Annotated in this window: 21 protein-coding genes; 12 read left to right on the top strand and 9 right to left on the bottom strand. The window is 68.4% G+C overall.

Annotated elements, in window-relative coordinates:
- The first annotated feature begins 47 nt into the window (after positions 1–47).
- From BGN95_RS12415 to BGN95_RS12405, 3 genes are read left to right on the top strand one after another with little or no spacing between them, the layout of a single operon-like run.
- Positions 48–1,448: a TolC family protein gene (locus tag BGN95_RS12415; RefSeq protein ID WP_502688289.1), complete on the top strand. Its 1,401-nt coding sequence runs from the start codon at positions 48–50 to the stop codon at positions 1,446–1,448.
- A complete protein-coding gene (locus tag BGN95_RS12410) occupies positions 1,445–2,632 on the top strand; it encodes an efflux RND transporter periplasmic adaptor subunit (protein ID WP_286772782.1) in 1,188 nt (395 codons plus the stop codon). The genes BGN95_RS12415 and BGN95_RS12410 overlap by 4 nt, the downstream gene beginning before the upstream one ends.
- Entirely contained in the window at positions 2,629–5,661 is a 3,033-nt protein-coding gene (locus tag BGN95_RS12405) for an efflux RND transporter permease subunit (RefSeq protein WP_286772781.1), read from the top strand. Before BGN95_RS12410 ends, BGN95_RS12405 begins: the two co-directional genes overlap by 4 nt.
- Positions 5,662–5,784: 123 nt before the next feature.
- Here BGN95_RS12405 and BGN95_RS12400 read toward each other — a convergent pair whose 3' ends face one another.
- Entirely contained in the window at positions 5,785–6,558 is a 774-nt protein-coding gene (locus BGN95_RS12400) for an IclR family transcriptional regulator (protein ID WP_286772780.1), read from the bottom strand.
- 91 nt (positions 6,559–6,649) lie between these two features.
- On the opposite strand from BGN95_RS12400, the gene BGN95_RS12395 reads away from it, so the two are divergent.
- From BGN95_RS12395 to cls, 3 genes are all read left to right on the top strand, one after another.
- Positions 6,650–7,591 carry an acetaldehyde dehydrogenase (acetylating) gene (locus tag BGN95_RS12395; protein WP_179515294.1) on the top strand — a complete coding sequence of 314 codons (942 nt, stop codon included), beginning with the start codon at positions 6,650–6,652 and terminating at the stop codon, positions 7,589–7,591.
- On the top strand, positions 7,588–8,616 hold the full coding sequence (gene dmpG, locus BGN95_RS12390) for a 4-hydroxy-2-oxovalerate aldolase (RefSeq protein WP_286772779.1): 1,029 nt from the start codon (positions 7,588–7,590) through the stop codon (positions 8,614–8,616). The genes BGN95_RS12395 and dmpG overlap by 4 nt, the downstream gene beginning before the upstream one ends.
- Before the next feature lie 327 nt (positions 8,617–8,943).
- A complete protein-coding gene (gene cls, locus BGN95_RS12385; RefSeq protein ID WP_286772778.1) occupies positions 8,944–10,344 on the top strand; it encodes a cardiolipin synthase in 1,401 nt (466 codons plus the stop codon).
- Positions 10,345–10,382: 38 nt separating this feature from the next.
- Here cls and BGN95_RS12380 read toward each other — a convergent pair whose 3' ends face one another.
- The 6 genes from BGN95_RS12380 to BGN95_RS12355 all read right to left on the bottom strand — a co-directional run bounded on the left by BGN95_RS12380 (position 10,383) and on the right by BGN95_RS12355 (position 14,922).
- Complete coding sequence (locus BGN95_RS12380; protein ID WP_286772777.1) at positions 10,383–11,414, bottom strand: MBL fold metallo-hydrolase; 1,032 nt, start codon at positions 11,412–11,414, stop codon at positions 10,383–10,385.
- Between the two features lie 31 nt (positions 11,415–11,445).
- Positions 11,446–12,108, bottom strand: a complete 663-nt coding sequence (locus BGN95_RS12375) for a peroxiredoxin (protein ID WP_179515290.1) — start codon at positions 12,106–12,108, stop codon at positions 11,446–11,448.
- A gap of 125 nt (positions 12,109–12,233) precedes the next feature.
- Entirely contained in the window at positions 12,234–13,085 is an 852-nt protein-coding gene (locus BGN95_RS12370) for a sigma-70 family RNA polymerase sigma factor (protein ID WP_265312472.1), read from the bottom strand.
- Positions 13,082–13,555 carry a carboxymuconolactone decarboxylase family protein gene (locus BGN95_RS12365; protein WP_286772776.1) on the bottom strand — a complete coding sequence of 158 codons (474 nt, stop codon included), beginning with the start codon at positions 13,553–13,555 and terminating at the stop codon, positions 13,082–13,084. The genes BGN95_RS12370 and BGN95_RS12365 overlap by 4 nt, the downstream gene beginning before the upstream one ends.
- A gap of 112 nt (positions 13,556–13,667) precedes the next feature.
- Positions 13,668–13,994 (bottom strand): GNAT family N-acetyltransferase, encoded by a 327-nt coding sequence (locus BGN95_RS12360; protein WP_265312474.1) that lies wholly within the window; start codon positions 13,992–13,994, stop codon positions 13,668–13,670.
- A gap of 49 nt (positions 13,995–14,043) precedes the next feature.
- Entirely contained in the window at positions 14,044–14,922 is an 879-nt protein-coding gene (locus BGN95_RS12355; RefSeq protein ID WP_265312475.1) for a pirin family protein, read from the bottom strand.
- Positions 14,923–15,041: 119 nt separating this feature from the next.
- On the opposite strand from BGN95_RS12355, the gene BGN95_RS12350 reads away from it, so the two are divergent.
- On the top strand, positions 15,042–16,178 hold the full coding sequence (locus BGN95_RS12350) for an NAD(P)/FAD-dependent oxidoreductase (RefSeq protein ID WP_286772775.1): 1,137 nt from the start codon (positions 15,042–15,044) through the stop codon (positions 16,176–16,178).
- A 15-nt stretch (positions 16,179–16,193) separates the two neighbouring features.
- On the opposite strand, the gene BGN95_RS12345 is transcribed toward BGN95_RS12350, so the two are convergent.
- A complete protein-coding gene (locus BGN95_RS12345) occupies positions 16,194–16,403 on the bottom strand; it encodes a hypothetical protein (protein WP_286772774.1) in 210 nt (69 codons plus the stop codon).
- Between the two features lie 127 nt (positions 16,404–16,530).
- Here BGN95_RS12345 and BGN95_RS12340 point away from each other — a divergent pair, with 127 nt between their 5' ends.
- Positions 16,531–16,692, top strand: a complete 162-nt coding sequence (locus BGN95_RS12340) for a hypothetical protein (RefSeq protein WP_286772773.1) — start codon at positions 16,531–16,533, stop codon at positions 16,690–16,692.
- A 184-nt stretch (positions 16,693–16,876) separates the two neighbouring features.
- On the opposite strand, the gene BGN95_RS12335 is transcribed toward BGN95_RS12340, so the two are convergent.
- A complete protein-coding gene (locus BGN95_RS12335; RefSeq protein ID WP_265312479.1) occupies positions 16,877–17,695 on the bottom strand; it encodes an ABC transporter substrate-binding protein in 819 nt (272 codons plus the stop codon).
- Between the two features lie 380 nt (positions 17,696–18,075).
- Here BGN95_RS12335 and BGN95_RS12330 point away from each other — a divergent pair, with 380 nt between their 5' ends.
- The 4 genes from BGN95_RS12330 to BGN95_RS12315 all read left to right on the top strand — a co-directional run.
- A complete protein-coding gene (locus BGN95_RS12330; RefSeq protein ID WP_286772814.1) occupies positions 18,076–19,023 on the top strand; it encodes a FecCD family ABC transporter permease in 948 nt (315 codons plus the stop codon).
- Positions 19,017–19,787: an ABC transporter ATP-binding protein gene (locus BGN95_RS12325; protein WP_286772772.1), complete on the top strand. Its 771-nt coding sequence runs from the start codon at positions 19,017–19,019 to the stop codon at positions 19,785–19,787. Before BGN95_RS12330 ends, BGN95_RS12325 begins: the two co-directional genes overlap by 7 nt.
- A gap of 78 nt (positions 19,788–19,865) precedes the next feature.
- Complete coding sequence (locus BGN95_RS12320) at positions 19,866–20,315, top strand: (2Fe-2S)-binding protein (RefSeq protein ID WP_265312481.1); 450 nt, start codon at positions 19,866–19,868, stop codon at positions 20,313–20,315.
- On the top strand, positions 20,299–22,116 hold a 1,818-nt coding region (locus BGN95_RS12315; RefSeq protein ID WP_286772771.1), incomplete at its 3' end, for a xanthine dehydrogenase family protein molybdopterin-binding subunit. The genes BGN95_RS12320 and BGN95_RS12315, both read left to right, overlap by 17 nt.

The following is a 22,116-nucleotide window of genomic DNA, read 5'->3' as shown; positions in this document are numbered from 1 at the left end:
GCACCACCCCTCGCCGCCAGCGCTTTCGGCAACATTGGGATAATACAATGTCGGCGGGCATCGCGCTGGGTTTATGGGCCAAATCCGACGAGACGACGGACGCCGCCATGACCATTCGATTGCCCGGCCACCTGATGCCGCTCGCGCTCGCCGCGCTGGCGGGTGGCTGCGCGCATTACCAGCCGGCGCCGCTCGCCGAACGCCCCGCGCTGGTCGCCACGCTGCCCGATGTCCCGACGCACCCGCTGTCGGCGGCCGAGGTGGCGACGCTCGCGGTGGCGCGCGATCCCGATCTTGTCGCTGCACGCACCAAAGGCGGCGTCGCCGAAGCGCAATTGGTGCAGGCCGGGGTGCTGCCCAATCCTTCGCTGACCGGCGCCTTCCTGCCGCTGATCTCGGGCGCGGGGACGGTGCCGGCGTGGAACCTCGGGCTGGCGCAGGATATCAAGGCATTGCTCGTCTATCGCCCCAAGCGCCGCGGCGCGCGCGACAGCGCGGCGCAGGTCCGCGCCGATCTGTTGTGGCAGGAATGGCAAGTCGCGGGCGAGGCGCGCCAGCTCGCCACCGATATCGCCAGCCGCGACCAGACCCGCCTGCTGCTCCAGGAAGCGGTGACGATCCTCGAGCATCGCTATCGGGTCACCCAGCGCGCGCTGACGGCGGGCGACGTGACCTTGGTGACCGCCGCGCCGAGCGCAGTCGGCTATCAACAGGCGCGAACCAATCTGCAGACGCTCGACCAGCAGCAATTGCAGGATCGGCACAAGCTCAACGCCTTGCTCGGCCTCGCGCCCGACGCAGCCTTGCCGCTCGCGCCGGTCGGGGCGGTCGGGCCGCTCGATATCGCCGCCGCACGCGCCGCGCTCGATACGCTCCCGGCGCGGCGCCCCGATCTGCTCGCGCTGCGCTTCGGCTATGCCGCGCAGGACGAGGCGCTGCGCGCGGCGATCCTCGCGCAATTCCCCGATCTGATCCTCGGCGGCAGCGCGTCGAGCGACAACAGCCGGGTGGTCAATGCCGGCCCGACCGCGCAGCTCGGCCTCCCGCTGTTCGATCGCAACCAGGGCAATGTCGCCATCGCGCGCGCCACGCGCGAACAGCTCCGCTCCGAATATGCCGCGCGGCTCTCGGCGACGGTCGGGCAGGTCGGCGCGCTGCTCTCGGAGCTGGCGCAACTGCGCGACCAGCTCGCCGCGGTCGAGCGCGATCTCCCCGCCGCGCGCGCCGCTGCCGCGCGGGCGAGCGCCGCGTTCGGCAATGCCGCGCTCGACGAGCGCGCTTACGTCGATCTCGTCACCAACCGCTTCACGAAGGAACAGGAAGTGCAGACGCTGAAACTCGCGCTGCTCGACCGGCAGATCGCGATCGAGGCGCTGATCGGCGCCGGGCTGCCGGGGGTCGATACCCTCGGGCTGATCGATCCGGGGACCAAGGGGGCCGCCCGATGAAGCGCGTCGCAACGATCCTCCTTGCGTTGCCGCTCGCGGCATGCGGCGCGGGCGAGCCGGCCGACGAGGGCGCGCGCGGCACCGCTTTGGTCTCCACCGTCGCGCCGCAGCAGGGCAGCCTGCCGCGGGTGATCGAGGCTTATGGGCAGGCGGTGCCCGCGGCCAATGGCACGGTGACGTTGAGCGTTCAGCAACCGGGGCAGGTCGTCGCGGTGCCGGCGGTGGCGGGGACGACCGTCGCCGCGGGCCAGCCGATCGTCATATTCGCGCTCGCCCCCGCGGCGCGCAGCGCGTGGCAGCAGGCGGCGAGCGCGGTGAAGGCGGCGGAATCGCAGCGCGAAACGACCGCGCGGCTGGTGACCCAGCAGCTCGCCACGCGCGACCAGCTCGTTCAGGCCGAGAAAGCCGTCACCGACGCGCGCGTCGCGCGGGATGCGCTGGCCAAGGAAGGCGCCGGTGCGGCGACAATGACATTGCGCGCACCATTCGCCGGGGTGGTCGCCACCGTCCCCGTCGCGCCGGGCGACCGTACCCAGCCGGGGCAGGCGCTGGCGACGGTCGCGCGCGCCGGGGCGCTGATCGTGACGGTCGGGGTCGACCCTGCGCGGCGCGGCGATCTGCGCGTCGGGGCGCCGGTGACGCTGACCCGGCTCGAGGGCGGCGCATCGGTGACCGGGCATGTCCAGCGGGTCGATGCGATACTCAACCCGCGCACCCGCCAGATCGATGTCGATATCGCCTATCCGGCGGGCGCGATCCTTTCCGGCGAAGCGATGAAGGTCGCGATCGAAACCGGTACCGCGCAAGGCTGGCGCGTGCCGCATCGCGCGGTGGTGATCGACGCGGACGGCAAGGCCAATGTGTTCCAGATCGTCGGCGGCAAGGCCAAGGCGGTGCCGGTGACGATCGCGGTCGCGCGATCGGACGACGATCTCGTTACCGGCGCGATCGATCCCCACGCCCGGCTGATCGTCGACGGCGCCTATCAGGTGGGGGACGGTGATGCGGTGCGCGTGGGAGCCGATCGTCACGCCGCGGCTTCGCGCGGCACTGGCTCCGCCGCCCGGCGTCACCCCGACCTTGAGCCGGGATCCATCATGCCTCAGGCGCGGCCGCAGGAAGTTCTTGCCCTGCGCTTGCCTCCCGATGGACCCCGGCTCAAGGCCGGGGTGGCGGAGGAATGACCTACGCCGCCCTGCTCGCGCGCCAATCGCGTGCGCTGGTGACGATCGCGGTCGCGCTGGCGATCGCGGGGCTGGTCGCGGCCTTGTCGCTGCCGGTCGGGCTGTTCCCGCAGGTGTCGTTCCCGCGCGTCGTGGTCGACATCGACGCGGGTTCGCGCCCCGCCGACCAGACCGCACGCAGCGTCACCACCCCGGTCGAACAGGCATTGCGCGCGGTGCCGGGCGTGCAGAACGTCCGCTCCGAAACGACCCGCGGGTCGGCGCAGATCTCGATCGATTTCGGCTGGGGGCGTGACATGACTGCCTCCACCTTGCTGGTCGAGGCGGCGATGTCGCGCGCGCTCGGCGCGCTGCCGCCCGGGACGAGCTATAACGTCCGGCGGATGGACCCGACGGTCTTCCCGATCATCTCCTACGCGCTCGAATCCGATCGCACCTCGCCCGCCGAACTGCAGAATTTCGCGCGTTACCAGCTCGTGCCGCTGCTCAGCGGCATCTCCGGGCTGGCGCGCGCGGACGTGCAAGGCGGCGATACCGCCGAGGTCGAGGTGCTCGCCGATCCCGCGCGGCTCGCCGCGCACGGGCTCGCGATAAGCGACCTTTCGACCGCGATCGCCAACGGCAATGTGCTGAGCGCGGTCGGGCGGGTGCAGGATCGCGGGCGGCTCTCGCTGGTCGTCGCCGACCGCACCCTCTCTGGCGCCGCGGCGGTGGGCGAGGTGGTGGTGAAGGCCGATCCCGCCGGGGTGGTACGCGTCCGCGACGTCGCGAGCGTCCAGCCCGGCGTCGCCCCGCAATGGATGCACGTCAGCGAGGACGGGCGCCGCGCTGTGCTGCTCAACATCTACGAACAGCCGGACGGCAATGCGGTGCGCATCGCGCAAACGGTGCAGCAGAAGCTCGCCGCGGTCCGCCTGCCCTCCGGCACGCGGCTCGTCTCCTGGTACGACCAGAGCGAGCTGGTGACGCAATCGCTCGCCAGCGTGCGCGATGCGGTGCTGATCGGGCTGGTACTCGCGGCGCTCGTGCTGCTGCTGTTCCTGCGCAACTGGCGGATCACGCTCGTCGCCGCGCTGATCGTCCCCGCGACCCTGGCGGCAACGGTGCTGGTGCTGACGATCTGCGGGATGAGCTTCAACATCATGACGCTGGGCGGGATCGCCGCCGCGGTCGGGCTGCTGATCGACGATGTGATCGTGATGGTCGAGCATATTGTGCGCCGTGCCGGGACCGGCGGCGGGCGCGCCGCGGTGCTCCCCGCCGCGCGCGAGTTCATGACGCCGCTCACCGGATCGAGCCTCGCGACGCTGATCGTCTTCCTGCCCTTGTCGTTCCTCACCGGGGTGACAGGCGCGTTCTCCAAAGCGCTGTCGCTGACGATGGGCGCGGCGCTGGCGATCTCCTGGGCGATGACCGCCTTCGTCGTCCCCGTGCTGACCGCGCGGCTGGTCGATTTCGACAAGGTCCACGATCCCGCCGCCGACGGAGAGCAAGGCCGGCTGTCGCGCTGGCATGCGCGCGGGCTCGACAAATTGTTCGCGCGTCCGTGGCTGCTCGCCGCGATCGCGGTGCCGCTGCTGCTCATCGGTTATCTCGGCTATGCCAATGTCCCCACCGGCTTCATGCCCAAGGTCGACGAGGGCGGGTTCGTGATGGATTATTATACCCCGCCCGGCACCTCGCTCGACGAGACCGAGCGGCGGATGAGCCAGGTCGACGCGCTGATCCGCGCCGATCCCGATGTGCTCACCTTCTCGCGACGTCTCGGCACCGGGCTCGGCGGCGATCTCGGGCAGAGCTATCACGGCGATTATTTCGTCCGGCTGAAGCCCGATCACGATCGCGCGACCGAGGAAGTCGCCGCCGATGTCGCCAAGCGGATCGGCGCCGAGGTGCCCGGGGTGCAGATCGAGGTCGCGCAATTGATGGAGGATCTGATCGGCGATCTCACCGCGGTGCCGCAGCCGATCGAGGTCAAATTGTTCGCCGCCGATCCGTCGATCCTCACCGATCAGGCGCGCAAGGTCGCCGCCGCGATCGGCAAGGTTTCGGGCGTGGTCGAGGTGAAGGACGGGGTGCAGCTTGCCGGCGATGCGATCGATGTGCGGATCGATCCGGTCCGCGCCGGGTTCGAAGGGGTGACCCCGGCCGATGTGCAGAATGCGATCGACGCCGCGCTCAACGGCGTGGTCGCGACCACCCTCCCCCAGCCCTCGCGCTCGGTGAACGTGCGCGTCCGCCTGCCGGCGGCGATGACGCTGACCCGCGAGGAACTCGCGACGCTGCCGATCCGCGCGGGCGACGGGCATGTGTTCCAGCTTTCGCGCGTCGCCGATCTCGTGCCGGTCACCGGCCAGCCGCAGATCGCGCGCGAGAATCTCGAGCCGATGGTCGCGGTCACCGGGCGGATCCAGGCGCGTGGGCTCGGCGCGACGATCGCCGATATCCGCGCCGTGCTCGCCCGGCCGGGGATGCTCGCGCCGGGGGTTCGCTACGAACTGGGCGGGCTCTACCAGCAACAGCAGATCGCCTTCGCCGGGCTGACCAAGGTGTTCCTCGCCGCTTTGGTCGCCGAATTCGCGCTGCTGCTCGTGCTCTATCGCCGCTTTACCACCCCGTTGGTGGTGATCGGCTGCTCGCTCGTCTCGACCACCGCGGTGTTCACCGCGCTCTGGATCACTGGGGTCGATCTCAACATCACCGCGCTGATGGGGATGACGATGATCATCGGCATCGGCACCGAAATGGCGATCTTCTATGTCAGCGAATATCAGGAGCTGACGCGGCACATGCCGCGCGCCGAGGCACTGCGCGAAGCGAGCCGCAACCGGCTGCGCCCGATCACGATGACGACGCTCGCCGCGATCCTGACGCTCCTGCCGCTGGCGCTCGCGATCGGTTCGGGCGCGGGGATCCAGCAGCCGCTGGCGATCGCCATCATCGCCGGGCTGCTGCTGCAATATCCGCTGGTGCTGCTCGCGATGCCGGTACTGTTGGGGTTGTTGCCGGCGGAGAAGGCGGAGGCATAGCCGCCTGCTACAAACCTCCGTTCGGGCTGAGCTTGTCGAAGTCCTGCACTTTTCTTCACACGAAGAAGCGCAGCCCTCCGGCGGGCCCATGAAAGTATTACTTTCATGGGCGCCCTCACAAGCTCAGGGCGAACGGGCGGGAGAGGTTCTAACCCCCGCCAGTGCTCGCTCGATCTCCCCGGCGCAGCGCCGCAACCGGCGCAACACCGGCGCGCTTACCGGCCGCGGCGGAGAGGCGGAGGCGGAGAGCGCCGCGATCACCGCCCCGCCCGCATCGCGGATCGGCACCGCGATACAGCCGAGCCCTTCGACCACCTCCTCCGCATCGGTCGCGAAATCATGCGCGCGGACCTGCGCGAGATGCGCGCGGATCGCCTCCGGGACGATGATCGTCGCGCGCGTCAGCGCGACGAACGGGCCATTGGCGAGATATTGATCGAGCGCCTCATCGGGCAGATGCGCGAGCAGCAGCTTGCCGATCCCCGAGCAATAGGCCTCCAGCTCCATTCCCTCGCGGGTGAACAGCGGGAAATCGATCGGCTCCTTGACCAGATAGGTCACCATATCGCCGCGCATCACCCCGAGGTGAACGACCATCCCGGTCGCGCCCGCCAGCCGGCGCAACGCCGGGCGCGCGACCCGCGCGAGCAAGGCATGGCTGCGCGCCGCCGCGCCGAGCTGGGTCAACCCCGCCGAGGCCGCATAGCGCCCCTGCCCCACCCGGATCAGCAGCCCGTGGCGCACCAGCGCCGCGACAAGGCGATGCGCGGTGGACAGCGGCAAGGCGAGATCCGCCGCGACCGCCGCCAGCGGGCGCTCGCCATTATCGGCGAGCAGCGCGGCAAGCAGCGCCAGCGCGCGATCGACGGCGCCACTCTCGGTCTCTTTCCCGGTCATTCTCTCATTGTCTGAGAATCCGGACGTCGGCGCAAGTTGTTCCGCCTCCGCCGCGGGCGTAATTTGCGCGGGTAATCACGAGGACATGGCGATGAGCGGCAAGGTCAAGGCGGCGATCATCGGTTCGGGCAATATCGGCACCGATCTGATGATCAAGATGGTCAAATATCCCCAGAATATGGAGCTGGTCGCGGTGGTCGGGATCGACGAGGCCTCCGAGGGTCTGGCGATGGCGCGCGAGCGTGGCGTCGCGACGACGCATGAGGGGATCGACGGGCTCAAGGCGATGGCGGTCTATCCCGAGATCGGCATCGTGTTCGACGCCACCTCGGCCTATGCGCATAAGGTGCACGACGAGGCGTTGCGCGCCGACGGCAAGCAGGTCGTCGACCTGACCCCCGCGGCGATCGGGCCGTTCACGATCCCGCCGGTCAACATGCATGCGCATCTCGATCAGCCCAACGTCAATATGGTGACGTGCGGCGGGCAAGCGACGATCCCGATGGTCGCCGCGGTCAGCCAGGTCGCGACGGTCCATTATGCCGAGATCGTCGCTTCGGTCTCGTCGCGCTCGGCCGGGCCGGGCACCCGCGCCAATATCGACGAATTTACCCGCACCACGGCGCGCGCGATCGAGGAAGTCGGCGGCGCGGCCAAGGGCAAGGCGATCATCATTTTGAACCCGGCCGAACCGCCGATGATCATGCGCGATACGGTGTTCACCTTGTCCGAGGGCGGCGACGAGGCGGCGATCCGCGCCTCGGTCGCGAAGATGGTCGCCGAGGTGCAGAAATATGTCCCCGGCTATCGGCTCAAGCAGGAAGTGCAGTTCGAGCGCTACGGCGACAACAACAAGCTCAAGATCCCCGGCCGCGGCGAATTCACCGGCCTCAAGACCTCGATCTTCCTCGAGGTGGAGGGCGCGGGCGATTATCTGCCGAGCTATTCGGGCAATCTCGACATCATGACCGCGGCGGCCAAAGCGACCGGCGAGCTGCTGGCGCAACGCATCGCTGAAAAGGTGACCGCATGACCTTCGATCCCACCACCGCCAAGCTCTACGTCCAGGACGTCACGCTCCGCGACGGGATGCACGCGATCCGCCATATGTACGGCATCGATCACGTCCGCGCGATCGCTAAGGCGCTCGACGAGGCGGGCGTCGACGCGATCGAAGTGGCGCATGGCGACGGCCTGTCGGGCGCGAGCTTCAACTACGGCTTCGGCGCGCATACCGATTGGGAGTGGATCGAGGCCGTTGCCGACGTGCTGACCAGATCGGTGCTCACCACGCTCATTCTGCCGGGCGTCGGCACGGTCGAGGAGCTTCGCCGCGCTTATGATCTCGGGGTGCGCTCGGTGCGCGTCGCGACGCATTGCACCGAAGCGGATGTCTCGAAACAGCATATCGGCATCGCGCGCGATCTCGGGATGGACGTGTCGGGCTTCCTGATGATGAGCCATATGATCGAGCCCGATCGGCTCGCGCAGCAGGCGCTCCTCATGGAAAGCTATGGCGCGCAATGCGTCTATGTCACCGATAGCGGCGGTGCGCTCGATATGGACGGGGTGCGCGATCGCTTCCGCGCCTATGACAAGGTGCTCAAGCCCGAAACGCAGCGTGGGATGCATGCGCATCACAACCTCTCGCTCGGCGTCGCCAATTCGATCGTCGCGGCGCAGGAAGGCGCGATCCGGATCGACGCCAGCCTCGCCGGGATGGGCGCGGGCGCGGGCAATGCGCCACTCGAAGTGTTCATCGCCGCCGCCGATCGCAAGGGGTGGAACCACGGCTGCGACGTCATGGCGCTGATGGACGCCGCCGAAGATCTCGTCCGGCCGCTGCAGGACCGCCCGGTGCGGGTCGACCGCGAGACGCTCGCGCTCGGCTATGCCGGGGTCTATTCGAGCTTCCTGCGTCACGCCGAAAAGGCCGCCGCAGATTACAACCTCGATACCCGCGCGATCCTCGTCGAGCTCGGCCGCCGCAAGATGGTCGGCGGCCAGGAGGACATGATCGTCGACGTCGCGCTCGACATGATTAGGGCCCAAATCTAATCAGGACGAGGTCGTGACGGAGCGGATTTTGGCGCCAGACTAGGAGCAAGGAGAGAGCGATGCTGATGCATCGTGATCGACGCGCGACGCCGCATGGCGCCAAAAGCCGCCCGCCGCAGAGCGGTCGCCCGGAGAAGCCCGCTGGACGGCGTCGCTTGCTTGCGCGTAGCGACTGCTACGCGTCTGCGCTGCACTCCTTGCCAGCGGGCTTCTCCGGGCGATCACGACGTCGTCCCGATTAGATTTGGGCCCTCAGGCGGCCGGCTGAAACCCTTGCCTCCCGGTCTGCGTCTGAGCATGAGATGCTGACGCAGCCGGGAGCAACGGGTGTCGAACCAGATTGAGGTCCTTTACTACGCGGTCGAATGGATCGTGCGGATCGGCGCGCTGATCGTCGTCCCGCAGCGCCGCTCACCCAACGCCACCCGCGCGTGGCTGCTGCTGATCTTCTTCCTGCCGATCCCGGGGCTGATCCTCTATCTGCTGATCGGCAATCCGCGCTTCCCGGCGTGGCGCCGACAGCGCTTCGCGGCGCTGCAGCCCTTTTTTCGCGAGACCGCCGCGAGCCTTGCCGCGCACGCCCCGAGGCTGGGCGACAATCGCCCGACCGCCGATCTCGCCGCGACGCTCGGGCATGTGCCCGCGACGACGGGCAACGACATCACGCTGATCGACGATTATGACGCGGTGATCGACCGGCTCGTCGCCGATATCGATGCCGCGCAGCGCTTCGTCCATATCCTCGTCTATATCTTCGCCGACGATCATGTCGGCCGGCGCATCGCCGCCGCCTTGGGACGAGCGGTGGCACGCGGGGTCGAGGCGCGGGTGATGTTCGATCCGGTCGGCTCGCATCACTGGCGCAAGGGCACGCTCGCGATGCTGCGCGCGCACGGCGTCGAGGTGATGGAATCGCTGCCGTGGCGGCTGTGGCGCAACCGCTCGCGCCGCGACATGCGCAACCACCGCAAGCTGTTCGTGATCGACGGGTGCATCGGCTATGCCGGATCGCAGAATATCGTCGCGAAGGATTTCCGCCCGGGGGTGGTCAATCGCGAGCTGGTCGCGCGCGTCACCGGGCCGGTGGTCGCGGCGATGGAGGCGATCGTCCGCGGCGACTGGTGCCTCGAAACCGGCATCCTCCCCGAACACCGGATCGAATTGCCCGCCGCGACCGGCGACGCCGATGCGCAGCTGATGCCGAGCGGCGCCAATTACCGGCTCGAAGGGTTCGAATCTCTGCTCGTCTGGCAGCTCCACCAGGCGTGCGAGCGGATCGTGATGGTCGCGCCCTATTTCATCCCCGACGAAGGCGTGCTCGCCGCGCTGCAGACCGCCGCCGCGCGCGGGGTGACGGTCGACATCGTGCTGTCCGAAGTGGTCGACCAGCGGCTCGTCAATCTGTCGCAAAGCTCCTATTACGACGAGCTGATGGCGGTCGGGGTACGGATCCACCTGTTCCGCGGCTTCCTGCTCCACGCCAAGAATGTCGGGATCGACGGGCGGCTGGCGATCGTCAGTTCGAGCAACGTCGATCTGCGCTCGTTTCAGCTCAACGAGGAGGCGAGCCTCTTGCTCTACGACCCCGCGTCGGTCGCCGCGGTCGAGGCGATCCAGCGCGGATATCTCGCCCAGTCCGACACGATCGATCTGGCGCAATGGCGGCAACGCTCGCTGGCGCGGCGGCTGGCCGAGAATGTCGCGCGACTGTTCAACTCTTTGCTCTAGGTTGCGTCGTTCCTCGGGGAGGGTTTGTGCTCGGCGCGTTAACTCAACTGCCCGCCCGCCTTGCGCCACGCATCGATCCCGCCCTGGATATGGAACACCGCGAGCCCCGCCGCGCGCGCTTCCTGCACCGCCATCGCCGAACGCTCGCCGAACGCGCAATAGAAGAGCAGCCGCCGGTCGGGCAGCTTCGCCAGCTCGTGGAGCATCCCCCCCTCCCCGATGCTGTCGTGGAGATTGGGATAGGGCAGATGAAGCGAGCCGCAGATCACGCCGTTGCGCGCGCGCTCGCCCTCTTCGCGCAGATCGATCAGCATCACGTCGGGCGCGCCGACCAGCCTTACCGCTTCCTCGGCGCACACCGCCCAGCCGGCACGCGCGATCGCCTCCTGATCGAGCCCGACGCGGACATTGGCGGGCACCGCGACATCCATCATCTTGGGATCGGCGAGCTTCAGATTGTGCATCAGCTCGGCATATTCGTCGGCGCTGGAAACCTGCAGCCGCGGGTTGTGCGCGCGCTCCTCGCCGATCGTCGATACCGTATCGCCCTTATAATCGTGCGCCGGATAGACCAATGTCGCATCGGGGAGCTTGAGCAGCCGCCCGAACAGCGACTCATATTGCATCCGCGCGTCGCCGTTCTGGAAATCGGTGCGCCCCGTGCCGCGGATCAGCAGGGTATCGCCGGTGAACACGCGATCGGGCAATGCGAAGCTATAGGAATCGTCGGTATGCCCCGGCGTGTAGATCACATCGAGCGACACGCCCTCGATCGTCAGCCTGTCGCCGTCGGCGAGCCGCATCGAGACGATATCGGCCTTGGTCTGCTCGCCCATCACGGTGATGCAATGCGTCCGGTCGCGCAGCGCGCCGAGCGCGGTGATATGATCAGCGTGAAGATGCGTATCGACCGCCTTGACCAGCTTGAGATCGAGCTCGCGGATCAATTGCAGGTAACGGTCGGTCCGCTCCAGCACCGGATCGATGATCAGCGCCTCCCCGCCCGCGCGGCTCGCCAGCAGATAGGAATAGGTGCTCGACGCGGAATCGAACAATTGGCGAAAGATCATCACGCCCTCCTCCGCGCGAGCACCCGCAACCTCAATCGCGCGGCTGCGCGATCACCCGAAGATACGGCTTGAGCGTCTTCCACCCCTCAGGATATTTCGCCGCCGCCGCCTCGTCCGAGACCGAGGGCGGGATGATCACATCGTCGCCGGGGCGCCAGTTCACCGGGGTCGCGACGGTGTGTTTGGCGGTGAGCTGGCACGAATCGAGCAGCCGCAGCACCTCGTCGAAATTGCGACCGCTGCTCATCGGATAGATCAGCATCGCCTTTATGCGCTTGTCCGGCCCGATGACGAACACCGCGCGGACAGTGGCATTGTCGACCGCGGTGCGCCCTTCCGAGGTCTCGCCGGCGTCGCGCGGCAGCATGCCATAGGCCTTGGCGACCTTCAGATCGGTATCGCCGATCATCGGGTAATTGACCTTATGCCCCTGCGTTTCCTCGATATCCGCCGCCCAGCGCGCATGATTGTCGACCGGATCGATGCTGAGCCCGATGATCTTGGTATTGCGCTTGTCGAACTCGGGCTTGAGCCCGGCCATATAGCCGAGCTCGGTGGTGCAGACCGGGGTGAAATCCTTGGGGTGCGAGAACAGGATCGCCCAGCCGTCGCCGATCCATTCGTGGAAGTTGATCGGCCCCTCGGTGGTGTTTGCGGTGAAATCCGGCGCGATATCGTTGATCAGCAGCGTCATGCTCTCGCCCTCCTGTGCTTTTCGACCCGGCGTACCCGCGCGCAGAAGGTCGTCCGCACCAAGATACGCCTGAAACCGGGTATCGCTCCACTATAGAGCCATGCCCGATGCCGGGCCACGCCAATTCAGTGGAGGTGACGCAGCTTGTCCGGGTTGCGCATCACATAGATAGCGACGACCTTGCCGTCCTCGATCTCCAGCGCGGTGGTCTGCAATTCGCCGTCGGATTCGCGCGTCACGAAGCCGGGCAGTCCGTTGACGAACGCGGTCCGCACCAATTGCGAGCGGTGTTTCCGGAACAGCACCGCCAGCGCCTTGTGGACCTGCATGACCTGCTTGAACCCGAGTACCAGCTTCATCGCCGCCGGGCGCTTGCCGCCGCCGTCGGAATGGATGCTGACATCGGCGGCGAGCATCGCGCCGAGCGCGGTCATGTCGCCCCCGCGCGACGCGGCGAAAAACGCTTCGGCGATCGCCATCCCGCGCTCTTTCTCGACCTTGAAGCGCGGCCGGGCCTCGCGGACGTGCGCCCGGGCACGCGCGGCGAGCTGGCGGCACGCCGCGGCATCGCGCGCGATCGTCGTCGCCACCTCGTCGAAGCCGACCCCGAAGACGTCGTGGAGCAGGAACGCCGCCCGTTCGAGCGGCGAGAGCCGTTCGAGCGCGAGCATCAGCGGCAGGGTCACGTCCTCCGCCTCTTCCTCTTCCTCGACGATCGGATCGGGCAGCCACGGGCCGATATAGGTTTCGCGATTGTGCCGCGCCGATTTGAGCTGATCGAGGCACAGCCGCGTCACGGTGCGGCGCAGGAACGCCTCGGGCTCGCGCACCGCGGCGCGGTCGGCCCCCATCCAGCGGATGAAGGCCTCCTGCACCACGTCCTCGGCATCGGCGACCGAACCGAGCATGCGATAGGCGACGCGCAGCAGCCGCGGGCGCAGCGGATCAAAGCTTTCCGCCGCGCCGGCGCTCGTCATGCCGCGACCTGCTGCTGCACCGCCTTGGCCGCCTCGGGCTCGATCCACAACCCGAAGCCGACCGCGAGCCGGTTCCAGCCGTTGATGATGTTGATCATCAGCGTGAGCTTGACCTGCTCCTCCTGGGAGAAATGCGCGCTGAGGGCGGCATAGGCCTCTCGGTGGTGATGCCCTTCGGACAGGCGGGTCAGCGCATCGGTCCACCCCAGCGCGGCGCGCTCGCGATCGGTGTAGCACGGCGCCTCGCGCCACGCGGAGAGCAGGTAGATGCGCTGTTCGGTCTCGCCCTGCGCGCGCGCCTCGACGGTGTGCATATTGATGCAATTGGCGCAGCCGTTGATCTGCGAGGCGCGGATCTTGACCAGTTCGATAAGGCTCGGCTCGAGGCTGGCGGCGATCGCCATCGACGCGCCGGTCCAGGTCTTCATCAGTTGCGGGGCAGCGGCATAGGGGTTGAGCTTGGCAGTCATGGTCGGGGTCCTTTCGTGGGTTCCGGTGACATGACGAGCCAACGATGCCGGGCGTGACATCGGGCGAAGATTTTTCTGATTTTTTTCTCGCTCTCCCCTGTGAGGAGAGAGTTCACACCGTGATCCGCGGCATCTCCCCCGGCCCGACGGTCATCACATCCTGCCAGTCCGGGTGCTTTTCGTATCGCGCGCGGACATAGGGACAGAGCGGGATGATCTTGAACCCGCCGCTGCGCGCATCGGCGATCAGATAGTCGACCAACGCCGCCGCGGCGCCGGTGCCGCGCAGCGCCTCGGGCGCGCCGGTATGGTCGGCGCTGATCAGCCCCGGCCCGCGATGCGTGAAGGTGAGTTCGGCCTCGGCGTCAATCCCGGCGACCCGCGCGACATAGCGGCCGTGACGCGCGCCATCCTCTTTGGTGATCGTGATATCGGCCATCGCCTTCATTCCTTCGTCATGACAGCCGCCACCGGTCTCGCCGCCAACATCAGTGCGCCGCCTCGGGCATCGGGGTGAATTCGCGATCGTCGCCGACCGGCAGCTTCATCCGCTGCTGCCGCCAATCCTCCGCCGCCTGTTCGAGCCGCTCCTTCGACGAGGAGACGAAATTCCACAGCAGGAAGCGCTCGCCGATCGGCTCGCCGCCCAGCACCATCACCGTCGAAGGCTGGCGCGCCTCGACGTCCACCGCGTCGCGCCCGGCGAGCACCGCCATCTGTCCCGCGTTCAGCACCGTCCCGCCGACCGTCACCTCGCCGCTCGCGCAATAGACCGCGCGCTCGGGGTAGGCGGTGGTCACGCTGCGTCGCGCGCCGGGCGACATTTCCCAATGCTGGTAGAATTGGGGCGAATGGACCTTGACCCCGGCGGTCAGCCCGTCGGCGGTGCCCGCGATCAGCCGGCCGCGCACCCCGTCCTCGGTCCATTGCGGCAGGTCGTCGCCCTCGCGGTGATCGAAGCTCGGGTCGGTCTCCTCGTCCGCCAGCGGCAGCGCGACCCACGCCTGGATGCCGTGCATGTTGGCGCCGTGCGACCGCGCATATTCGAGCCGCTCGCTATGCGTGATCCCGCTCCCCGCGACCATCCAATTGACCTCGCCGGGACGGATTTCCTGCTCATAGCCCAGGCTGTCGCGGTGCGTGATCTGCCCGGAATAGAGATAGGTCACCGTCGCCAGCCCGATATGCGGATGCGGGCGCACGTCGAGCTCGCGCGGGATGCCCGGCGCCAGCTCTAGCGGCCCCAAGTGATCGAAGAAGATATACGGCCCGACCATCCGCCGCGCGTGGAACGGCAACACCCGGCCGACCACGAAGCCGCCGCCGAGATCGCGGCTGCGCTTGTCGATAATGCGTTCGATCGTCACGTCATTTCCTTCCGGAGCGGATTCGTTTCGCGCACCATCGCGCCGCGCCGCGCGTAAGTCGAGCATTGACCTTCGCGCGCATTCGCCGCACCTCGCGCGCCGAAGAGGGAGTGTAATTTTTGAAAACGGCCGATTTCCTGATCATCGGTGGCGGCATCGCCGGCGTCTCCGCCGCTGCCCGCCTCGCCCCGCACGGCCGAACGCTGCTGCTCGAAGCGGAAAGTGCGTTCGGTTATCATTCGAGCGGCCGCAGCGCGACCTTCTATCATTTCGGGATCGGCAAATCGGTGGTCCGCGGGATGACCGCGTTCAGCCGCACGCATTTTGAGACCACCACCGCCGCCGGGGTGGAGCTTTCGCGCCCCTCCGCCGCCTTGTTCATCGCCACGCCGGGTATGGTCGACGGGCTCGACGAGCTCGAGGCGGAGATGGCGCGCTACAGCGACCGGCTCGAACGGCTCGATGCGGCGGGGGTGAAGGCGATCGTGCCGATCCTCAACACCGGCGGCGACGGCGTGGTCGCCGGGGTGATCGATCGCACCGCGCGCCGGCTCGATAGCGAGGCGCTGCAGCAGGATTATCGCGCGACGCTCAAGAAAGCGGGCGGCGAGGCGATCCCCGACGCGCGGGTCGTTGCGGTCGCACGCGAAGGCGGTGCGTGGACGGTCACCACCGCCGCCGGCGACAGTTACGCCGCGCCGGTCCTGATCAATGCCGCCGGCGCGTGGTGCGACGAGATCGCGCGCCTCGCCGGAGTCGCGCCGCTTGGGCTGCAACCGCTGCGGCGGACGATCATCGTGTTCGACGCGCCGGCCGAGCTCGACGTGCGCGACTGGCCGTTCACCAAGACCGCGGTCGACGATTTCTACATGCTCCCCGAATCCGGCCGACTGCTCGCCTGCCCGGTCGACGAGGTCCCGAGCGATCCCGGCGACGCGCAGCCCGAGGAATATGACATCGCGCTCGCCGCGTCGAAGGTCGAGGAATATACCTCGGTGCCGATCCGCCGGATCAGCCATAGCTGGGCGGGGCTGCGCACCTTCACCCACGATCGCGTCCCCGTCGCCGGGTTCGCGCCCGACGCATCGGGGTTCTTCTGGCTTGCCGGTCAGGGCGGATACGGGCTGCAGACCGCTCCCGCGATGAGCGCGATCACCGAGGCGCTGATCGCCGGCACCGCCTGGCCCGAGATGCTGACCGAGTGGGGCGTCACCCCGCAGGCGATGTCGCCCGAACGGCTCAAGCCGCGCGGCTGAGCGCCGTTTCGGCCATTACTGCTTGTGGTCGCGCTTTTGCCGATCGGCGCCAGTCTGCGGATAGCCCGAGCCGGTCGCGGAGTCGCTGTCGAAATCCTCGCCGGCGTTCCCGCCCCCCGCCCCCGATCCGGCGCCGCGCACCTCGCCGGTCTCTGGATCGACGCGGGCGCGCTTGCCGTTGTCCGGGGGCAGATCGGGACGCTGCCGTTTGGCTGGTTGGTTCATGCCGCTTCTCCTGAATGCCCGATCAACGTGCCATTGCACGCGGCCGCTCCCCCGAACTGATCCAGGTTAGGCAAAGCGCACGGAACGTCGGCGCGCCACGACATTTGGAAATGCCAGGAGCAGCGCGATGAACAACCGCAGCAACGAACCTCGGCAATCCGGCGGCGAGGTCGAGGGCCCGCCGGACACCAAACGCAACCGCGACCAGACCAACGAGGGCGAGTCGAGCGAAGAACCGGCCGAAGGCGGCGAGGAAACCGCGCCGCGGCAACCCGGTTCTCCGGGTTAACCGCGCCCACCGAGGACCTCACTATCGGCGATACAAGTAAGCCCCGTCGCTTTTCAGCGGCGGGGCTCCCTGAAGGTTTACTCAACACGCTCGGTGTGACCAAAGCCTTCGATACCGGATCGTCTTTCGATCGATCGGCGTGGTTTCAACGCGCCGGATCGGGCGCGGTTCCGGCGAAAGCGCGTTATCGCCCCCGCCGGCGCAATTGCCGCGCGAGCGAGTCCGCCGCCAGCACATAGGCAGGGCCGCCGCACACCGTCCAGGCTTCGGGCAGCTTCAACCGCGGGATCGTGCCGAGCAGCGGATGATGGAGCAATTCGATGCCCTGATCGGTCACCTGATCGGTCGCGGTTTCGACGATCAGATAGTCCGGCCGCGCCCGCGCCATTTCCTCCAGCCCGACGCGGGCCAGCGCCGGCTTGCCCAACCGTGCGGCAAGATTCGTCAGCCCGACCCGATGCATCAGATCGTCGACCAACGTACCGGTGCCGGTGAGATAGCCGCGCCGCTGATAATAAGCCGCGGTGGCGCGGTGCCCGGCGTCGCGCGGGATTCGCGCCAGCGCGGCATCCATCCGCGCGATCAGCGCGGTGCCACGTTCGGGATGCCCGACCGCCGCTGCAACCATCCGCACCTGCGCACGGATCTCGGCATAACTTTCGGCGGGCACGAGATCGAGCGTCGCGATCGAACGGCCGCGTAACTGCGCCATCGTCTCGCGGCGACGGCCGGGCGTGGCGATGACCAGATCGGGGCGCAGCGCCAGCACCTCCTCCGCCCCACCGCGGGTGATCGGCACCGACCGGGCCGCGGCAGCGACGGCGGACATTTGCGGATCGCGCGCGAAATTGGTCAATGCCGCGATCTGCCCGCGATCGGCGAGCGCGAGCAGATATTGGTCGGCGCACAGGTTGAGCGACACGATCCGGCGAGGTGCAGCGGGCGGAGGCGGGGCGGCGCCGAGCAGGATCGTCAGCAAAGGCAGAAGGAGCAAGCGGCGCATCGCATCCGCGCCTTTGCCCGATTGCCGGCGTCCAGGCGAGAGGTGATCTTAGGTCCGTTAACGCTCCACTCGGCTCCCCCGTGTCCTCGCGAAGGCGGGGACCTAATGGTGAGAACACAACGGATGAGTCCCGGAATCCTTTCCCGTCATGCCGGGTGAGAGATGCGGGAACCATCCGTCTGTATCTACCCACTAGTCTGGGCTCCCGCCTGCGCGGCAGCACAAAGGAGGGTTTGCACGACGGAAAAACGAGTTCTCCTCCGTTCCGATCCGCGCTAGGCACCCGCCGGTCCCCGCGCCCGCGTCGGGCCTACCCCCTTGCCCGACGAGGCTGCCCGATCGTGACCCGCCGCTGGCTCTGGCCCGCCCTGATCCTCGCAATGCTGGTCGCGGGCGTGCTCGGCGTGGGCATCGGCAGCACCTCGATCGCGCCGGGCCGCGCGCTTGCCGCGCTTGCCGGGCATGGCGATCCGATCGAGCGCGCGATCCTGATCGAGCTCAGGCTGCCACGCGCGATCCTCGGGCTCGCGGTCGGCGCGATGCTCGGGCTCGCCGGCGCTGCGCTGCAAGGCTATCTGCGCAATCCGCTCGCCGAACCTTCGGTGCTCGGTGCGTCGAACGGCGCGGCGCTCGGCGCAGTGGTCGCGCTCTATTTCGGGATCGCCGAGTGGAATGCGGTCGCGCTGCCGGTGCTCGCGATCGCCGGCGCGCTGGTGACGCTCGCGGCGCTGTTCGCGCTCGCCGGGCGATCGGAAAGCCCGCTGACCCTGATCCTCGCCGGGATCGCGGTGGCGACATTGACCGGCGCCGGGATCAGCCTCGCGCTCAATCTGTCGCCCAACCCCTTCGCGGCGATGGAGATCATGACCTGGCTGCTCGGCAGCCTCGAGGATCGCTCGTTCCGCCACGTCCTGCTCGCGCTGCCGTGCATCGCGATCGGCATCGTGCTGCTCGCCGGGCAAGGCCGCGCACTCGATGCGCTGACGCTCGGCGAAGACGGCGCGGCCGCGTTGGGGATCGATCTCCGCGCGACGCGGATGCGGCTGATGCTCGGAGTGGCGATCGGGGTCGGCGGGGCGGTCGCGGTTTCGGGGGCGATCGGGTTCGTCGGGTTGATCGTTCCGCATCTCGTCCGCCCGCTCACCGATCGCAGTCCGTCGGCGGTGCTGTGGCCGAGCGCGCTCGCCGGGGCGGCGTTGCTCGCGCTGGCCGATGTCGCGGTGCGGGTGATCCCCGCGACCAACGAATTGAAGCTCGGCGTGGTCACCGCCTTTCTCGGCGTGCCGGTCTTCCTCGTCCATCTGATGCGGGAGCGGCGACTGTGGTGAGCATCGCCGCGGATCGGGTGAGCGTCTCCCTCGGCGGGCGGCATGTGGTGCGCGAGGTATCGGCCGCGCTGACGCCGGGCCGGCTGGTCGGCGTGCTCGGTCCCAATGGCGCGGGCAAATCGACGCTGGTCCGCGCATTGCTCGGGCTGGTCCCGCATCACGGCAATGTGACGATCGACGGCATCGCGCGCACCGCGATGTCGCGCGCCGCGATCGCGCAGGCGGTCGCCTATCTGCCGCAGGGGCAGGTGCTGCACTGGCCGCTGACGGTCGCGCGGCTGGTCGCGCTCGGGCGGCTGCCGCACCTCGCGCCCTTTTCGCGGCTCGCCGATTCGGATCACGCCGCGATCGATCATGCGATGGCGCGCGCCGGGGTCACGTCGCTCGCCGACCGGCTCGCGACCGAATTGTCGGGCGGCGAGCGCGCGCGCGTATTGCTCGCGCGGGCGCTCGCGGTCGAGGCGCCCGCGCTGATCGCCGACGAGCCGCTCGCCAGCCTCGATCCGGCGCATCAGATCGAGGGGATGGAATTGCTCCGCGCCGAAGCCGACGCCGGCCGGCTGGTCGTCGCGGTGCTCCACGACCTGACGCTCGCCGCGCGTTTCTGTGATCGCGTGCTGGTGATGGCGGAGGGCGCGCTGGTCGCGGACGGCGCGCCGCGCCATGTGCTGACCGCCGAGTTGCTGGCGCGCGTTTATGGCATTACCGCCTATTTCGGGGAGGGCGCCACCCCGATGCTCGTGCCGCTCGACCGGCTGCGTTGACGATCCATTTGACCTTCTGACCGAAAAAGCGCCTATTCGTCGCCGTCCCAAGGGGCTGGCGGCAAAGCGAGGGGTGCGATGGATCTTAAGATCAACGGCGCGGATCACCAGGTCGACGTCCCCGACAATATGCCGCTATTATGGGTCGTGCGCGACGTGATCGGGCTGACCGGCACCAAATTCGGCTGCGGCATCGCGCAATGCGGGGCATGCACCGTCCATCTCGACGGCGTCGCGGTGCGCTCGTGTCAGTTGCCGGTCGGCGCGGTCGGGGGACGCGCGATCACCACGATCGAGGGCGTCGGCGCGACTCCGGCGGGCGCGAAGATCCAGAAGGCGTGGCTCGATCTCGAAGTGATCCAGTGCGGCTATTGCCAGCCGGGGCAGGTGATGTCGGCCGCGGCATTGCTCGCCGCCAATCCGCAGCCCGACGACGAGGCGATCGACGCGGCGATGGCGGGCAATCTCTGCCGCTGCGGCACCTATGTGCGCATCCGCGAGGGGATCAAGCATGCCGCTCGCGCCTGATCTCTCGCGCCGCGCCATCCTGCAGGGCGGCGGCGCGCTCGTCGCCGGGCTGCTGGTCGCGATCGAACTGCCCTGGGCCGCCGCGCGCGCCGACGAGCCGGAGCCGACCGGCAAGCGTTTCAACGCCTTCATCCATGTCGCCCCCGACAACACGGTGACCTTCACGCTCCCCGCGGTGGAAATGGGTCAGGGCGCCTTCACTTCGCAGACCCAATGCCTTGCCGAGGAATTGGACGTCGCCCTCGACAAGGTGATGACCGTCCCTGCCCCGCCCGATCAGGCCAATTATGGCAGCCCGGCGCTGGTTGTGCAGGCGACCGGCGGATCGACCACGACGATGGCGTGGAGCGGCCCGTTGCGGAAGGCCGGCGCCACCGCGCGCGCGATGCTCGTCGCCGCCGCCGCGGCACGCTGGCAGGTCGATCCCGCCAGCCTGACGACGGAGAACGGCGTGATCACCCACGCGCCGAGCGGCCGGACGATCGCTTATGGCGCGGTCGCCGATGCCGCCTCGCGGCTCACCCCGCCCAAAGACGTCCCGCTCAAGGACCCCGCGCATTTCCGCCTGATCGGCAAGCCGGTGCATCGCATCGACACGCCCGACAAGGTGACCGGCAAGACCGTCTACGGCATCGACGTGATGCTGCCGGGGATGAAGTTCGCGACGCTGATGGCCTCGCCGGTGCTCGGCGGGAAGGTAGGATCGGTCGATCAGGCGCAGGCGATGACCGTCCCCGGGGTCAGGCAGGTGGTGGTGCTCGACGATCTCGTCGCGGTGGTCGCCGACAATACCTGGGCCGCGATGCAGGGGCTCAACGCGCTCGCGATCGAATGGGCGCCGGGCAGCAATGCCGGGCTCGATCAGGCGCAGCTCTGGGCCGGGCTCGAAAAGGCCGCACAAGGCCCCGGCGTCACCGCCAAGAAGGAAGGCGACGCGCCGGCGAAGCTCAAGGACGGCACGTTGTTCGAGCAGAGCTACGAGCTGCCCTATCTCGCGCATGCCCCGATGGAGATGACCAATTGCGTTGTCCACGTTCATGACGGCGGCTGCGAAGTCTGGACCGGCACCCAGGTCCCCGGCTTCGCGCAGGCCGGCGCGGCCAAGGCGCTCGGCATCCCGCCCGAGAAGGTGACGATCCATAACCACATGATCGGCGGCGGCTTCGGGCGACGGCTCGAGGTCGACGGGGTGGTCAAGGCGACGCGCATCGCCGCGCATGTCGACGGGCCGCTGAAGGTGATCTGGTCGCGCGAGGAGGATATCCGCCAGCAACTCTATCGCCCGCTCTATAACGAGCATCTCAAAGCGCGGGTGGAGAACGGCCGGATCACCGCCTTGCATCATCGCGTCACCGGCGGATCGGTGATGGCGCGCTGGCTGCCCGTGGCGTTCACCAACGGGGTCGACAGCGATGCGGTCGAGGGCGCGGTGGACGTGCCCTATGCGATCGGCAACCGGCTGGTCGAATATATCCGTCACGAAAGCGCGGTGCCGGTCGCCTTCTGGCGCGGTGTCGGGCCGAACGGCAGCATCTTCTCGGTCGAGTGTTTCATCGATCTGATCGCGCGCAAGACGGGGAGCGATCCGCTCGACTTCCGCCGCGCGCATCTTGAGAAGAACCCGCGCGCGCTGGGTGTCCTCAATCTCGTGGCGGAAAAGGCCGGCTGGGGAACCCCGGCCCCGCCTTCGCCCCACGGCGCGCGGCGCGGGCGCGGGATCGCGCTGATGAACGCCTTCGGCAGCTTCCTCGCGGCGATCGCCGATGTGGCGGTCAACGATACCCGCGACGTCCGCGTCACC

Source organism: Sphingomonas sp. 66-10 (genome assembly GCF_001897045.1).
GTDB lineage: Bacteria > Pseudomonadota > Alphaproteobacteria > Sphingomonadales > Sphingomonadaceae > Sphingomonas > Sphingomonas lycopersici.
Note: the sequence above shows the minus strand (reverse complement) of the source record. Positions and strands in the feature narration are given on the sequence as shown.

Coding starts and splice junctions, on each gene's coding strand:
- BGN95_RS12335 (WP_265312479.1), bottom strand. CDS start 17,695: ATGCGCCGCTTGCTCCTTCTGCCTTTGCTGACGATCCTGCTCGGCGCC.
- BGN95_RS12360 (WP_265312474.1), bottom strand. CDS start 13,994: ATGGCCGATATCACGATCACCAAAGAGGATGGCGCGCGTCACGGCCGC.
- BGN95_RS12340 (WP_286772773.1), top strand. CDS start 16,531: ATGAACAACCGCAGCAACGAACCTCGGCAATCCGGCGGCGAGGTCGAG.
- BGN95_RS12365 (WP_286772776.1), bottom strand. CDS start 13,555: ATGACTGCCAAGCTCAACCCCTATGCCGCTGCCCCGCAACTGATGAAG.
- BGN95_RS12405 (WP_286772781.1), top strand. CDS start 2,629: ATGACCTACGCCGCCCTGCTCGCGCGCCAATCGCGTGCGCTGGTGACG.
- BGN95_RS12320 (WP_265312481.1), top strand. CDS start 19,866: ATGGATCTTAAGATCAACGGCGCGGATCACCAGGTCGACGTCCCCGAC.
- BGN95_RS12370 (WP_265312472.1), bottom strand. CDS start 13,085: ATGACGAGCGCCGGCGCGGCGGAAAGCTTTGATCCGCTGCGCCCGCGG.
- BGN95_RS12330 (WP_286772814.1), top strand. CDS start 18,076: ATGCTGGTCGCGGGCGTGCTCGGCGTGGGCATCGGCAGCACCTCGATC.
- BGN95_RS12345 (WP_286772774.1), bottom strand. CDS start 16,403: ATGAACCAACCAGCCAAACGGCAGCGTCCCGATCTGCCCCCGGACAAC.
- BGN95_RS12395 (WP_179515294.1), top strand. CDS start 6,650: ATGAGCGGCAAGGTCAAGGCGGCGATCATCGGTTCGGGCAATATCGGC.
- BGN95_RS12380 (WP_286772777.1), bottom strand. CDS start 11,414: ATGATCTTTCGCCAATTGTTCGATTCCGCGTCGAGCACCTATTCCTAT.
- BGN95_RS12375 (WP_179515290.1), bottom strand. CDS start 12,108: ATGACGCTGCTGATCAACGATATCGCGCCGGATTTCACCGCAAACACC.
- BGN95_RS12400 (WP_286772780.1), bottom strand. CDS start 6,558: ATGACCGGGAAAGAGACCGAGAGTGGCGCCGTCGATCGCGCGCTGGCG.
- BGN95_RS12410 (WP_286772782.1), top strand. CDS start 1,445: ATGAAGCGCGTCGCAACGATCCTCCTTGCGTTGCCGCTCGCGGCATGC.
- dmpG (WP_286772779.1), top strand. CDS start 7,588: ATGACCTTCGATCCCACCACCGCCAAGCTCTACGTCCAGGACGTCACG.
- BGN95_RS12415 (WP_502688289.1), top strand. CDS start 48: ATGTCGGCGGGCATCGCGCTGGGTTTATGGGCCAAATCCGACGAGACG.